The following is a 12,440-nucleotide window of genomic DNA, read 5'->3' as shown; positions in this document are numbered from 1 at the left end:
GAAAATAGTTTGTGAATTTTCTATGAACATCCGGACTTTTTCACAGATTTTCTGCCCGATTCAGAATGATTCTTCCACCAGTGCCAGCACCACATCCGCCACCTGCTTGGCAGCGACCTTTTCAAACTCATCAGAGGTCATATCCCCTGCGTCATCCGCATTGTCGGAAATGCAGCGGATGCTGAGAAAAGGCACCTGGTTCCGATAGGCGCACTGACCCACGGCTGAGCTTTCCATATCCACAGCCAACGGAGACATCCGGGCACAGATATCCGCCTTGATCTCATTGCTGGAAATAAACGCTTCCCCGGACACGATCCTGCCCTTGTGGTGCCGGATGCCCAACCGGTCACAGATCTGCGCCGTCCGCTCCTGCAACGCCTGGTCACAGGGATATACCGCACAGTGAGGGGGATACTTGACCAAAAATTCCGGGTTTACATCGTGGGACATGACTTCATTGGCGATGACAATATCGCAGACATGCACGCAATGGTTCATGCCTCCGGCGATACCTGCGTTCAGGATCACCTCCGCCCCCATCCGATCGATCAGCACCTGGGCACACAGAGCAGCATTCACCTTTGCTACGCCGCAGCATACATTGACGATGCGCTTGCCCTTGTATTCACAGCTATAAAACTTGTAGCCTGCATGGGTCTCTTGCTTTGCGCAGGGCAACACCGCCCGCAGATCAGCCAGTTCTGATGGCATAGCGCCGATAATTCCGATTGTTTTCATGAATGCTCTCCTTTATCAATTGGATGCTGCACCGAAATAGCTGTCCAGCATCTGCTGCTTCAGCTGCCACAAAGGCTCGGACAGATCCACATAATATGCGTGGGGATTTTCAAACCGCTTGACCTCATCCCAGATGGTGGCCAGCTGCTCCTGGCTGTAGCGGCGGATCTCCTCCAAGGTGGGCAGCTGGTACACACACCGTCCTGCCCGGAACAGCTGCACCTGCAGCTTTTTTGCAGTAAAATCCGTCAGCTTTTTGCGCTTGTAGGTATGCTCCGGAGAGAAGATCACATAGGGCTTGCTTTCATCGATCACCTCATCCGAAAGGGTCAGCACGTCTGCAATCGCCATGCCTGTTTGGTTGTCAAACAGACGCCATACGGTCTTGAAGCCCGGATTCGTCACCTTTTCTATATTCTCCGACAGCTTGATCTTGGGGATCAGTTCCCCGTCCCGCTCTGTGGCAACCAGTTTATACACGCCCCCGAATACAGGCTCGGAACGGGAGGTGATCAGCCGCTCGCCCACGCCGAAGCTGTCGATCTTCGCACCCTGCACCAAAAGATCCCGGATCAGATACTCATCCAACGCATTGGAGGCTACGATGCCGCAGTCCGGGAATCCGGCTTCATCCAGCATGATCCGTGCCTTCTTGGACAGGTAGGCAATATCGCCGCTGTCGATGCGGATGCCCTTGGGACGGTATCCGGCGGCAGCCAGTTCCCGGAACACGGTAATGGCGTTGGGCACGCCGGAACGCAGCACGTTGTAGGTATCCACCAGCAGCGTACACTGATCCGGGTAGATCTTAGCATAGGCACGGAATGCATCCAGCTCCGTAGGGAAAAGCTGCACCCAGCTGTGCGCCATGGTGCCCAGAGCAGGCACCCCATAGTCCCGGTCGGCGGATGCACAGGCAGTGCCGCAGCAACCCCCAATGTATGCCGCGCGGGCGCCCAATGTAGCGCCGTCATACCCCTGCGCCCGGCGGGAGCCGAACTCCATCACCGGTCTGCCCTCTGCCGCCCGGACGATCCGAGCCGCCTTGGTGGCAATCAGACTCTGATGATTGATAGAGATCAGCAGCATGGTTTCCAGAAGCTGTGCCTGCATGGCAGGACCCCGTACAGTAATCAGTGGCTCGTGGGCAAACACAGGGGTACCCTCCGGAATTGCCCACACATCACAGGAGAAGGAGAACTGCTCCAGGTATTGCAGAAACGCTTCGGAAAACAGCTTCCGCCTCCGCAGATACACAAGATCCTCCGGCGTAAAATGCAGGCTTTTCAGATACTCCACTGCCTGCTCCACGCCTGCCATAATGGCATAGCCCGCCTGATCCGGCACCTTTCGGAAAAACAGGTCAAAGTAAACAATCTGCTCCCCCAATCCGGACTCCAAAAACCCATTTGCCATTGTCAGCTCATAAAAATCCATGAGCATCGTCAGATTGCGCTGATCCATGATCCACTCTATCCTTTCTTTAGCCGGCACAAAGCCGAAAAACCGTTTTTACGGTTAGTATCTGATCCCGTATGCAAAACATACAAAAAGGCGGCAAAGAATACCCTTGCCGCCGGATGCAGATCCATAGGGCAAAACCACACAGGGTGCATCTGACGGAGATTCCGTCCCGTTACGCGATGCAGCCTCTGTGCGGTATTCCCCCCGGTCAGATCTTTACGATTTCACCCTCAAGCGAACGGGGTGCGGAAACCGCATTGGACTCATCAGTGTCGATATGCATAGCCCGTGCGAACTTCTCGGATACACGAACAACAACGTCGCCAAAAATAGCCTTTCTGCCGTCGGTATCCAGCTTCACCCAGACGATCTCCTTGTCCTTTACGCCCAGCTCCTCAGCATCGGCAGGAGTCAGGTGAATGTGACGCTTTGCAACGATCACGCCCTCGCTGATCTCGATCTCACCCTTGGGACCAACGATCTTACATGCGCCGGAACCGGCAATGTCACCAGATTCCCGGATGGGTGCGTCCACGCCGATGGAACGTGCGTCCGTTGCAGACAGCTCAACCTGGGTAGCAGGACGAACCGGACCAAGAATGGACACACCAGCCAGTTCCCGCTTAGGGCCAACGATGGTTACACGTTCTTCACAGGCAAACTGACCCGGCTGGGACAGATCCTTTTTATGGGTCAGGGTGGCGCCCTTACCAAACAGGGCTTCCAGATGCTCCTGAGTCAGATGCACGTGTCTTGCGGATGTTTCAACGATAAATTTCTTAGACATAACGCTTCCTCCAAACATGTTGTTTCTTTCATTCTACTACTTTTTTCGGCAAAGGTCAAGGGCAATCCTGCATATTCTTTCTCAAACCCATCCGCTGTCATCTTGCATGCGGTGTCAATGTGTGCTATAATGAGAGCATCGACTCTGAAGGAGAGGCAATATGGAATTTGAGTTTTTCATCCTGGACTGGATCCAGACCCACCTGCGGCATCCTATACTGGATCCGATCATAGTTTTCATCACCACCCTGGGCAACGCCGGTATCCTCTGGATCGGACTGACCATTCTGCTTGCCGTCAGAAAATCCACACGAAAAACTGCTGCCGCACTGGCTGTGGCATTGGGGCTCTGCCTGCTGTGGGGAAATCTGCTGCTCAAACCGCTGATCGGCAGGATACGCCCCTTCAACGTCCAGGATGCCATTACCTTGTTGATTACTGCGCCACTGGATTACTCCTTCCCTTCCGGTCACACTATGTCCTCCTTTGCCGCCGCCATGGTACTGCTTCTGACAGATCGGCGCATGGGGATTCCGGCTATGCTTCTGGCAGGGCTTATCGCCTTTTCCCGTATGTATTTGTATGTACATTATCCAACGGATGTACTGGCTGGATTGCTGATGGGCTGCCTGTTCGGCTGGCTCGCCGTCCGCATCGTTCAGAAGCTGCATGCTCGCCGATTCCAAAGGAATCAACAGGAAAAGCCGCATAGTTGACTTGACAACATATCAGATCCGGCGTATAATGAAGAAAAGACAAGGGCGTCTGCAAAACAGCAGGCGCCCTTTGCGTTTGGAGGCGATTGCATGAAAGGAAACGTGATCGGGGTAACGCCCCTGTACTGTGACGAAAAGAAAAGCATCTGGATGTTGCCCGGGTATCTGGACATGCTCCGGGCAGCGGGGCTTGTGCCGGTGATCCTGCCGGACATTGCCACAGAGGAGGAACTGCACCGACTGGACCAGTTCTGTGATGGCTACCTGTTTACCGGCGGTCATGACGTAGATCCGGCACTGTATGATGCGGTTCCCTCTTCCCTATGCGGCAGCATCAACCACAACCGGGACCATCTGGAGGAACGGTTGTTCCGGATTGCCCTTGCGTCGGACAAGCCCATCCTGGGCATCTGCCGTGGCATTCAGCTGATCAATGTGCTGCTGGGAGGCACCCTGTATCAGGATCTGGACTCGGAGCACCCCTCCTCTGTGGAGCACCACATGCTGCCTCCCTACAACCGGACGGTACACCGGGTCACCCTGGAACCAGGCATCCTGTCAAGCCTGATCCGGGAGTGGGAATTCGGCGTCAATTCCTATCATCACCAGGCAATCTGTCGGCTGGCACCGGTACTGCACACGGAAGCAGTATCCCAGGACGGGCTTATCGAAGGCGTATCCTGTCCGGATATGCGATTTCTGCTGGCGGTGCAGTGGCATCCGGAGCTGATTTACCAGGAGGATCCCCGGAATTTTGCAATTATCAAAGCCTTTGCAGATGCCGTCAGAGGAATCTGAATCCATACACATGCAAAAGCGCCCATCTGTATCCGATGGGCGCTTTTTTAGGGAGTGTTGACACTAAGATATTATGCAGATTTTCGAGCATACATTTAACGTAGGATGCGTGAAATTTTGCCGAAAAGATGCGTTGTTAGGCTTAGTGTCAACACGACCTAAGGCAATGCCGCATAAAGACTGTGTGGTAGATGTGCCCAACAGATTTTTCGTCAGCAGATGCTGTGAAAAGCCGCCGGGCGTGCCTTGTGCAGTGTTGCCTTAGGTTTCGTAAGGCATTACAATGGCAGCAATGATATAAAGGATCAAACCGCTGCCTACAAACAGTACCAGCGCCGCCGTAATCAGCCGCACGATGGTGGGGTCGCAGTTCAGATAGTTGGCGATGCCACCGCATACCCCTGCAATCATTTTATCCGTTCTGGATTTGCACAAACGTTTCTGCATAGTTCCTCACTTTTCCAAAAAATGATTCATGATCGTATAGCCGGTGTCAATGTACAACCCGGTCATCTTTGCAGTGCGCTCACAATAATCCTCCACACCCTGCCGGGGCTTTTCACTGTCGTAGATCATAAAGGGAACGGGATCGTTGGTATGGGTGCGGATGGAAAGCGGTGTTGCATGATCCGGGGTAATGAGTACCCGGAAGGAACCCATTTGCCGCAGTGCTGCCGTCACCGGACCAACGATTTTTTCATCGATCAGTTCAATGGCACGCACCTTGTTCTGGATCTCTCCACGATGACCGCATTCATCCGGTGCCTCCACATGGATATAAACAAAGTTTTTCCCACGCTTGAATGCATCGATGGCTGCGTTGGCTTTGCCGTCAAAATCCGTGTCAATGTATCCGGTCACGTTGGGCAGCTGCAGCACCTCCATGCCGGAGAACTTGCCGATGCCCTTCAGCAGATCCACTGCGGAAATCATAGTGGCATCCAGCCCGTACTTCTCCTTGAAATTGGGCAGCTCCGCACGAACCCCCTCGCCCCACAGCCAGATGCTGTTTGCCGGACGCAGCCCCCGTGCCACACGAGCCTGGTTTACCGGGTGATCCTTCAGCAGATCATAGGACTTGCGCATCAGCGCATACAGCTTCTGTGCGTTGGGATGAGCGGGCACATAGTCGTGGATGGGCTTGCCGGTTATATCATGGGGCGGAGTCAGCGTGCCGATATCCAGGGTACCGTGATCCCAGATCAGGCAGTGCCGATAGCTGACACCGCTATAGAAATGGAACTGGTCATCGTTCAGCTTTTCGCCCAGGTAAGTGACCAGCTGCTCTGCCTCAGCAGTGGAAATATCGTCCGCACAGTAGTCCAGAATGGTTTTGTCCGCATACTCTGGTTCATCACTGAGGGTGACCAGATTGCAGCGCAGGGAAATATCCGTGGATTTCATATCAATGCCGATACTGCCAGCCTCCAGAGGAGAACGCCCCGTGTAATACTGGAATGGATCATAGCCCAGAACGGACAGATTTGCCACATCGCTGCCCGGCTTCATGCCGTCCGCAACCGTCTTGATCATGCCAACCTCAGAGGTTTTCGCCATACCCTTGAGATTTGGTGCATCCGCAGCCTCCAACGGGGTCTTATTTCCAAGCTCCGGCAGCGGATAATCCGCCATACCGTCAAATAACACTACCAGATAATTCATATTCATCCAACCTTCCATATTGCAGAAAAAGACATAGGATGCCTATGTCTTTTTCATTCTGCTTACTTCGCAGCGTTCTTCTTTGCCTCGATGTCAGCCAGCGCATCCTTGCGGGACAGGTTGATTCTGCCCTGCTTGTCGATCTCAACGACCTTTACCACGATCTCGTCCCCGATGGAAACCACATCTTCCACTTTTTCTACCCGATCCTTATCCAACTTGGAAATATGAACCAAGCCATCCTTGCCGGGTGCGATTTCCACGAATGCGCCAAAGGACATGAGCCGAACTACCTTGCCCTTATAGATGGCGCCAACCTCCGGATCGTGTGCAATGGTCTCCACGATCTGCAGTGCCTTCTTGGTCTTTTCCAGATCCACACCGCTGATGAATACGCTGCCGTCCTCGTTTACATCGATCTTGACCTCGCACTCGGCGGAAATCTTCTGGATCACCTTGCCGCCCTGACCGATGACCTCACGAATCTTGTCAACCGGAATCTTGGTCTGCATCATCTTGGGTGCAAACTCATTGACAGAGCTACGGTAATGGGGAATTGCCTTGAGCATGATCTCATCCAGAATGTAGATCCGAGCCTTTCTGGTCTTTTCCAACGCCTCTTCAATAATGGCAGGGGTCAGACCATCCACCTTGATATCCACCTGGATGGCAGTGATGCCCTTATGGGTACCGCCAACCTTAAAGTCCATATCCCCGAAGAAATCCTCCAGACCCTGGATATCCACCATAGTCATGAATTCATCGCTGTCCGGCTTGGTGATCAGACCGCAGGAAATACCGGCAACCGGTGCCTTGATGGGTACGCCTGCATCCATCAGTGCCAGCGTAGAGCCGCAGATTGAGCCCTGGGAGGTGGAACCGTTGGAGGACAGCACCTCGGAAACCAGACGCAGTGCATAGGGGAACTCCTCTACCGGCGGAATCACCGGCTCCAGAGCACGCTCCGCCAGAGCACCGTGACCAATCTCACGTCTGCCCGGACCACGGCTGGGCTTGGTTTCCCCAACGGAGTAAGATGGGAAATTATAGTGATGCATGTAACGCTTGGACACATCTTCATCAATGCCGTCGATCCGCTGTGCATCGGAAACAGGACCCAGGGTTGCGACAGTCAGAACCTGGGTCTGACCTCTTGTGAACAGACCGGAACCGTGCACACGGGGCAGCACTCCAACCTCTGCCGCCAGAGGACGGATCTCGTCAATCCCTCTGCCATCCACACGCTTGCCCTCATAGAGCCAGTTGCGGACGATCTTCTTCTGCAGCTTGTAGATGCACTCATCGATCATAGCGATCTGCTCCGGGTAATCCGGATCAAACTTTTCGTGAATGTCGTTTTTGATGGGATTCAGCCGTTCTTCACGGATGTTCTTATCATTGGTATCCAGAGCAAACTTCACCCGGTCGGACGCAAATGCGTCAATGGCATCAAACAGATCATGATCCACTTCCATGGATTCAAAGGTAAACTTGGGCTTGCCGATCTGCTTCTGGATGTCCTTGATAAAGGCAACCATCTTTTCGTTTTCAGCCTGACCAGCCAGAATCGCCTGCATCATGGTGGCTTCATCCACCTGGTTTGCGCCTGCCTCGATCATAACGATCTTCTTGTCCGTGCCTGCAACCGTCAGATTCAGATCATTCCTGCCTCTCTGCTCCAGAGTCGGATTCAGTACGATTTCACCATCTACCAGACCAACACTGACGCCGGCAATGGGACCGTTCCACGGAATATCGGAAATAGAAATGGCAATGGAGGTTGCGATCATGCCCATGATCTCCGGAGAGTGATCCGGATCCACAGCCAACACGGTCATGACAACGGATACGTCATTGCGCATATCCTTGGGGAACAGGGGACGAATGGGACGATCCACCATACGGGAAGTCAGAATAGCCTTCTCGCTGGGCTTACCCTCACGCTTCATGAAGCTGCCCGGGATCTTACCAACTGCATACAGCCGCTCCTCATAATCCACGGAAAGCGGGAAAAAGTCGATGCCCTCTCTGGGCTTCGCACTTGCTGTAACATTCGCCATCACAACGCTGCCGCCGTAGCGAACCCAGCAGGAGCCGTTCGCCAGTTCACAAGTCTTCCCGGTTTCAACGGTCAGTTCCCTGCCGGCAAACATGGTCTTGAACACTTTATAATTTTCGAACATAACTGCCTCCTTCATTTTAGCGGCAGCCTTAGCACTAAACCCTGCTTTCGAGCCGAAAACACGGTTTCATGCTAAATGAACCGCCACTAAACACTTACTTTTTACGAGGAAAAGGCAGAAAGATCCCTCCCTCTGCCTTTTACAATCGTTTTACTTACGGATACCCAGCTTCTCAATGGTTGCACGGTAACGCTCAATGTCCTTCTTCTTCAGGTAGTTGAGCAGGTTCCGTCTGTGACCAACCATCTTGTGCAGACCTCTGCGGGAGTGGTGATCCTTCTGATGAACCTTCAGATGTGCGGTCAGATCCTGGATTCTCTTGGTGAGAATGGCAATCTGAACCTCCGGAGAACCGGTATCTCCTTCGTGAAGCTTGTTTGCTTCGATGACTGCGGTTTTTTCTTCCTTCAGCAGCATTTCTTTCACCTCTTCATTTATTTTGCCAGAACATAGGTTGGGGCAAAGGTGATTCCCGTTCGGGCATACACCCCAATCCAAGTACATAGCACTTGATTATTATAACACAATCCCGTCGGGATGTAAAGCCCCTTTTGCGAAAATTTTGAAAAAATCCGGACGATCAGGAAATGGTTTTTCCCCGCTTGGGCTTTTTCTTCGGCTCAATCGGCTTTTCCTTGCCTCCCTGATCCACACAAATGCTCTCCTCCGGATTACTGGGAGAAGTATACCGCAGTTCCGGATTTTCCTCTCCCCGCTGCTCATAGTAGGGATTGATGACCAGCTTCTGGATCACCGGATAGCAATTGAAGCAGACCATCAGCCACAGAAAACTCATGGGCAGAAAGGGCAGCAGGAACAGGAAGTAGAAATTCACATAGCACAGGAATGCAAACACCACGATCACCAGCACTGAAAGCACAACGGTGAGGATGTTTTTCTTCAGAGCAATGCAGGTCAGGGCAAAGCTGTTTTTGACGATGGCACGCAGGGAAAGATCCGTGGAAACGATCATCAAAAATGCATAGTAATTCATCATCAGCACCGTCAGCGCCACTGTGAACATCAGCACAAAGGGCACATAAATTAGATTGTTGTTCATGCTGGAGATCAGCTGAGGGTACACATACACGCCGCATGCCACGCACACCAGCATCACCGAATCAAACACACCCACTACAACGGACTGCTTGAAATTCCGTTTCAGCGCAGTAATGTAATCGTACCACACATAAGCATGTCGTTCCTGGGAAAAATTCCGAAGCACCTTGGTCATGCCCGCCATGGACGGTCCGATCAGGATTGCCTGCACCAGCAGACAGAATCCAGCCATCAAAAAACTGAGTTTTTCACTTTTCATGGTAAACAAAGAAATGATACCGATCAAGCCCGGAAGCAAAAACAGCGTGTACACCAGGTTGACACCAACCAGCTTGCCAAGCTTCCGCCAGACGATCTCCCAGAATCGGAAAAACGGCTTCTTTTTCGGTTCATCCTTTGCAATTCCGGCTCCGGCACTCTCATATGAGTTGTGAAAGAGTCCCAAATCATACACCTCCGAATGATGGGGATCCCGATGCCGGAATCCCGGTTACACTGCCCCGATCAAGAAACCGGACAGAAAATAGGTCAGTGCGCTGTCTCCTGCCGCCCCAATCATCAACAGCAGTGTCAGCACAAAAAATCGAATCCAGTAATAGCGCAGGGGTTCCCCATCCTCTCCGGGCTGGTTGCGGGCAAATGCTGCAAACCGGGACGAAAGCCGCCACGCCTCCCGGACTGCCAGCAGCAGAAGGATCGAAGTGACTCCGCTATGGGGCAGCTGCAGAAACAATACCACCGGCAGTCCCTGCAAGCCCCAGGTCAGATAGGAGTGGGACGCAGCCACCCCCAGACCGATCCCCCGGTACAACAGCACCAGGATGGATCCTGCCTGTCCGAATGCGGACAACCCCAGCAGCATGCAGCACAGCAGCAGTCCGAAGGTGGGCAGGAAGGAGCCCAGAAAGATTCCGGGCAGGGAGCGATGCACCTCCTGCTCGGAAAAGCCCTGATCCAGTAAAAGGTTCCAGGTGTGATCCGGCGCTCCCATCGCCCATACAATCCCGATCAAAAATCCACACAACAGCACATACAAAAAACGCTGCAGCTGCCGACGCCGCTGCTGGGTCGCCGTGCAGCATGCCCCTACCGTCTGATACATACACATCCTCCTTTGGTACAAGCCTTTCTAGAGAATATGCACGTCCCCCATCAGATATTACTTAGACAGTTCGTAAGCACGCTTGGTGCAGCGCTGGCAGGCATCCTTCGCCACGTCTGTCAGCTTTCCCTCATACAGCGCATCCAATCCGGCAAGTGTGGTGCCACCGGGAGAAGAAACCATTTTGATCAATTCATCCAGAGTATAGCCGGAATCCGTGATCATCTTTGCTGAACCGATCAAGCTCTGGCTGAACAGCACCGCTGCGGTCTGGGCATCAATGCCCACAGAAGCAGCATAGTCAATGAAGCCCTTGGCATACAGATAAATGAATGCCGGACTGCTGCCGTTGATGGCAATGATCTCCTTCATTTTGTCCGCCGGTACCACCGCCGCCTTGCCGCATGCAGCAAACACGGACAGCACAAAGGAAAACTCCTCCTCTGTGGTAGGCGCTACCTTCGCAAGTGCGGACGCACCCTCTCCCAACAGCAAGGGCGTATTGGGCATCACCAGGATCACCTTGGCATCCGCCCGGGTCCTGGACTGGATATACTCGCCGGTGATGCCTGCGGCAATGGAAACCAGTACAGTGTCCGCTGTTACATGATCTGCAATGCGCTCCAGCACCCCTTCGATCACCTGGGGCTTCACTGCCAGGAACACATACTTACAGATATCCGTAACCGCCGCTGCATCCTCACAGGGCTGTACGCCGAATGCCTTTAACGCCTCCAGCTTTGCCTGATCCGGATCTGCTGCGTAGATCTCTGCTGCGTCAAATTTTGACCGGATGGCTTTCATAATGGCGGTGCCCATATTCCCGGCACCGATAAATCCGATTTTTGCAATTGTGTGACTCATGGTTCTTCCCTCCGGAATAAAAAAGCCGTTCAATGTTGCACAAAGCGGCTTGAACGGCTTTTTTGCATATTCAGACGATTTTCCGTCTTTGTGATCAGATACTGATGGTGTTGGAAATCTGGTACAGCTTCTCGTCAAAGGGCTTCTTCATAGACAGCGCTTCCTGAATGTCAAAGTCTACGATCTTGCCCTGCTGCATGCCTACAACACGGTTCCCGATGTCGTTTTCCAGCAGTTCAACGGCGTAGTAACCCATTTCACTTGCAACCACACGGTCACGCAGTGTCGGAGAACCGCCACGCTGTACATGACCCAGAATAGTTGCTCTTGCTTCAATGCCGGTCTTGGCTTCCAGGGTCTTTGCGATCAGCTCAGAGTGACCGATGCCCTCTGCTACGATGACGATGAAGTTCTGCTTGCCGGTCTTCTTGGTCTCCAGCATCTTCTTTGCAACCTCGTCCAAATCATAGGGCAGCTCCGGAACCAGTACAAAGGTTGCGCCGCATGCCACACCGGTGTTAAGTGCAATATGCCCTGCGTTTCTGCCCATTACCTCAACCACACTGCAGCGGTCATGAGAATGACAGGTATCCCGCAGCTTGTCCACCATTTCCACAACGGTGTTCATTGCAGTATCGTAACCGATGGTATATTCTGTGCAGGCAATATCGTTGTCGATGGTGCCCGGCAGACCTACGCAGAGGATGCCTCTTGCGGAAAGGTCAGCTGCGCCACGGAAGGAACCATCGCCGCCAATGACTACAATGCCCTCCAGACCCAGTTCCTCGCAGGTCTTCTTTGCCTTCTGCAGCCCCTCTTCTGTGCGGAATTCAGGGCAGCGGGCAGTATAAAGCAGGGTACCGCCGCGCTGGATAATGGACGAAACGCTCCGGGTGTTCATCTCGTAAACATCCCCGTTGATCAGCCCGTTATAGCCTCTGTTGATGCCGAATACCTGCATTCCCTTGGAAATTGCAGTACGAACCACCGCACGGATGGCTGCATTCATGCCCGGGGCATCTCCGCCGCTTGTCAATACGCCGATTTTTTTCATGATACGTACAC

At 53.1% G+C, this 12,440-nt stretch carries 13 protein-coding genes; 2 read left to right on the top strand and 11 right to left on the bottom strand.

What is annotated here, in order from left to right; genetic code table 11:
• Positions 1-60: 60 nt before the first annotated feature.
• The 3 genes from QVO51_RS01055 to QVO51_RS01045 all read right to left on the bottom strand — a co-directional run bounded on the left by QVO51_RS01055 (position 61) and on the right by QVO51_RS01045 (position 2,992).
• Positions 61-741: a 5'-methylthioadenosine/adenosylhomocysteine nucleosidase gene (locus tag QVO51_RS01055; protein ID WP_022356874.1), complete on the bottom strand. Its 681-nt coding sequence runs from the start codon at positions 739-741 to the stop codon at positions 61-63.
• A gap of 15 nt (positions 742-756) precedes the next feature.
• On the bottom strand, positions 757-2,205 hold the full coding sequence (locus QVO51_RS01050) for a nicotinate phosphoribosyltransferase (RefSeq protein WP_022356873.1): 1,449 nt from the start codon (positions 2,203-2,205) through the stop codon (positions 757-759).
• Between the two features lie 208 nt (positions 2,206-2,413).
• Positions 2,414-2,992: a PduL/EutD family phosphate acyltransferase gene (locus QVO51_RS01045; protein ID WP_022356872.1), complete on the bottom strand. Its 579-nt coding sequence runs from the start codon at positions 2,990-2,992 to the stop codon at positions 2,414-2,416.
• Positions 2,993-3,152: 160 nt separating this feature from the next.
• On the opposite strand from QVO51_RS01045, the gene QVO51_RS01040 reads away from it, so the two are divergent.
• The gene (locus QVO51_RS01040) at positions 3,153-3,707 is read left to right on the top strand and encodes a phosphatase PAP2 family protein (protein WP_022356871.1); all 555 of its coding nucleotides are present in this window, start codon (positions 3,153-3,155) and stop codon (positions 3,705-3,707) included.
• Positions 3,708-3,797: 90 nt separating this feature from the next.
• The gene (locus QVO51_RS01035) at positions 3,798-4,505 is read left to right on the top strand and encodes a gamma-glutamyl-gamma-aminobutyrate hydrolase family protein (RefSeq protein ID WP_022356870.1); all 708 of its coding nucleotides are present in this window, start codon (positions 3,798-3,800) and stop codon (positions 4,503-4,505) included.
• Between the two features lie 261 nt (positions 4,506-4,766).
• On the opposite strand, the gene QVO51_RS01030 is transcribed toward QVO51_RS01035, so the two are convergent.
• From QVO51_RS01030 to pfkA, 8 genes are all read right to left on the bottom strand, one after another.
• A complete protein-coding gene (locus QVO51_RS01030; protein WP_015558660.1) occupies positions 4,767-4,952 on the bottom strand; it encodes a PspC domain-containing protein in 186 nt (61 codons plus the stop codon).
• A 6-nt stretch (positions 4,953-4,958) separates the two neighbouring features.
• Complete coding sequence (locus QVO51_RS01025) at positions 4,959-6,167, bottom strand: cofactor-independent phosphoglycerate mutase (protein ID WP_276747031.1); 1,209 nt, start codon at positions 6,165-6,167, stop codon at positions 4,959-4,961.
• A gap of 62 nt (positions 6,168-6,229) precedes the next feature.
• On the bottom strand, positions 6,230-8,350 hold the full coding sequence (locus QVO51_RS01020) for a polyribonucleotide nucleotidyltransferase (protein ID WP_015558658.1): 2,121 nt from the start codon (positions 8,348-8,350) through the stop codon (positions 6,230-6,232).
• A gap of 150 nt (positions 8,351-8,500) precedes the next feature.
• Complete coding sequence (rpsO, locus tag QVO51_RS01015; protein ID WP_015558657.1) at positions 8,501-8,767, bottom strand: 30S ribosomal protein S15; 267 nt, start codon at positions 8,765-8,767, stop codon at positions 8,501-8,503.
• 163 nt (positions 8,768-8,930) lie between these two features.
• Entirely contained in the window at positions 8,931-9,854 is a 924-nt protein-coding gene (locus QVO51_RS01010) for a DUF624 domain-containing protein (RefSeq protein WP_022356868.1), read from the bottom strand.
• A 45-nt stretch (positions 9,855-9,899) separates the two neighbouring features.
• Positions 9,900-10,511, bottom strand: a complete 612-nt coding sequence (locus tag QVO51_RS01005) for a stage II sporulation protein M (RefSeq protein ID WP_022356867.1) — start codon at positions 10,509-10,511, stop codon at positions 9,900-9,902.
• 57 nt (positions 10,512-10,568) lie between these two features.
• Positions 10,569-11,375: a pyrroline-5-carboxylate reductase gene (gene proC, locus QVO51_RS01000; protein WP_022356866.1), complete on the bottom strand. Its 807-nt coding sequence runs from the start codon at positions 11,373-11,375 to the stop codon at positions 10,569-10,571.
• A 94-nt stretch (positions 11,376-11,469) separates the two neighbouring features.
• Complete coding sequence (gene pfkA / locus QVO51_RS00995) at positions 11,470-12,429, bottom strand: 6-phosphofructokinase (RefSeq protein ID WP_022356865.1); 960 nt, start codon at positions 12,427-12,429, stop codon at positions 11,470-11,472.
• Between the last annotated feature and the right edge of the window lie 11 nt (positions 12,430-12,440).

The organism is Ruminococcus sp. CAG:379 (assembly GCF_000434255.1).
In the GTDB taxonomy this organism is placed as follows: Bacteria; Bacillota; Clostridia; order Oscillospirales; family Ruminococcaceae; genus Ruminococcus_F; species Ruminococcus_F champanellensis.
The sequence above is the reverse complement of the archived record's forward strand: the minus strand, read 5'-3'. Positions and strand labels throughout refer to the sequence as shown.

Excerpts from the sequence above, each read along its gene's own strand:
- QVO51_RS01055 (WP_022356874.1), bottom strand. The coding sequence starts at position 741 with ATGAAAACAATCGGAATTATCGGCGCTATGCCATCAGAACTGGCTGAT.
- QVO51_RS01050 (WP_022356873.1), bottom strand. The coding sequence starts at position 2,205 with ATGGATCAGCGCAATCTGACGATGCTCATGGATTTTTATGAGCTGACA.
- QVO51_RS01045 (WP_022356872.1), bottom strand. The coding sequence starts at position 2,992 with ATGTCTAAGAAATTTATCGTTGAAACATCCGCAAGACACGTGCATCTG.
- QVO51_RS01040 (WP_022356871.1), top strand. The coding sequence starts at position 3,153 with ATGGAATTTGAGTTTTTCATCCTGGACTGGATCCAGACCCACCTGCGG.
- QVO51_RS01035 (WP_022356870.1), top strand. The coding sequence starts at position 3,798 with ATGAAAGGAAACGTGATCGGGGTAACGCCCCTGTACTGTGACGAAAAG.
- QVO51_RS01030 (WP_015558660.1), bottom strand. The coding sequence starts at position 4,952 with ATGCAGAAACGTTTGTGCAAATCCAGAACGGATAAAATGATTGCAGGG.
- QVO51_RS01025 (WP_276747031.1), bottom strand. The coding sequence starts at position 6,167 with ATGAATTATCTGGTAGTGTTATTTGACGGTATGGCGGATTATCCGCTG.
- QVO51_RS01020 (WP_015558658.1), bottom strand. The coding sequence starts at position 8,350 with ATGTTCGAAAATTATAAAGTGTTCAAGACCATGTTTGCCGGCAGGGAA.
- rpsO (WP_015558657.1), bottom strand. The coding sequence starts at position 8,767 with ATGCTGCTGAAGGAAGAAAAAACCGCAGTCATCGAAGCAAACAAGCTT.
- QVO51_RS01005 (WP_022356867.1), bottom strand. The coding sequence starts at position 10,511 with ATGTATCAGACGGTAGGGGCATGCTGCACGGCGACCCAGCAGCGGCGT.
- proC (WP_022356866.1), bottom strand. The coding sequence starts at position 11,375 with ATGAGTCACACAATTGCAAAAATCGGATTTATCGGTGCCGGGAATATG.
- pfkA (WP_022356865.1), bottom strand. The coding sequence starts at position 12,429 with ATGAAAAAAATCGGCGTATTGACAAGCGGCGGAGATGCCCCGGGCATG.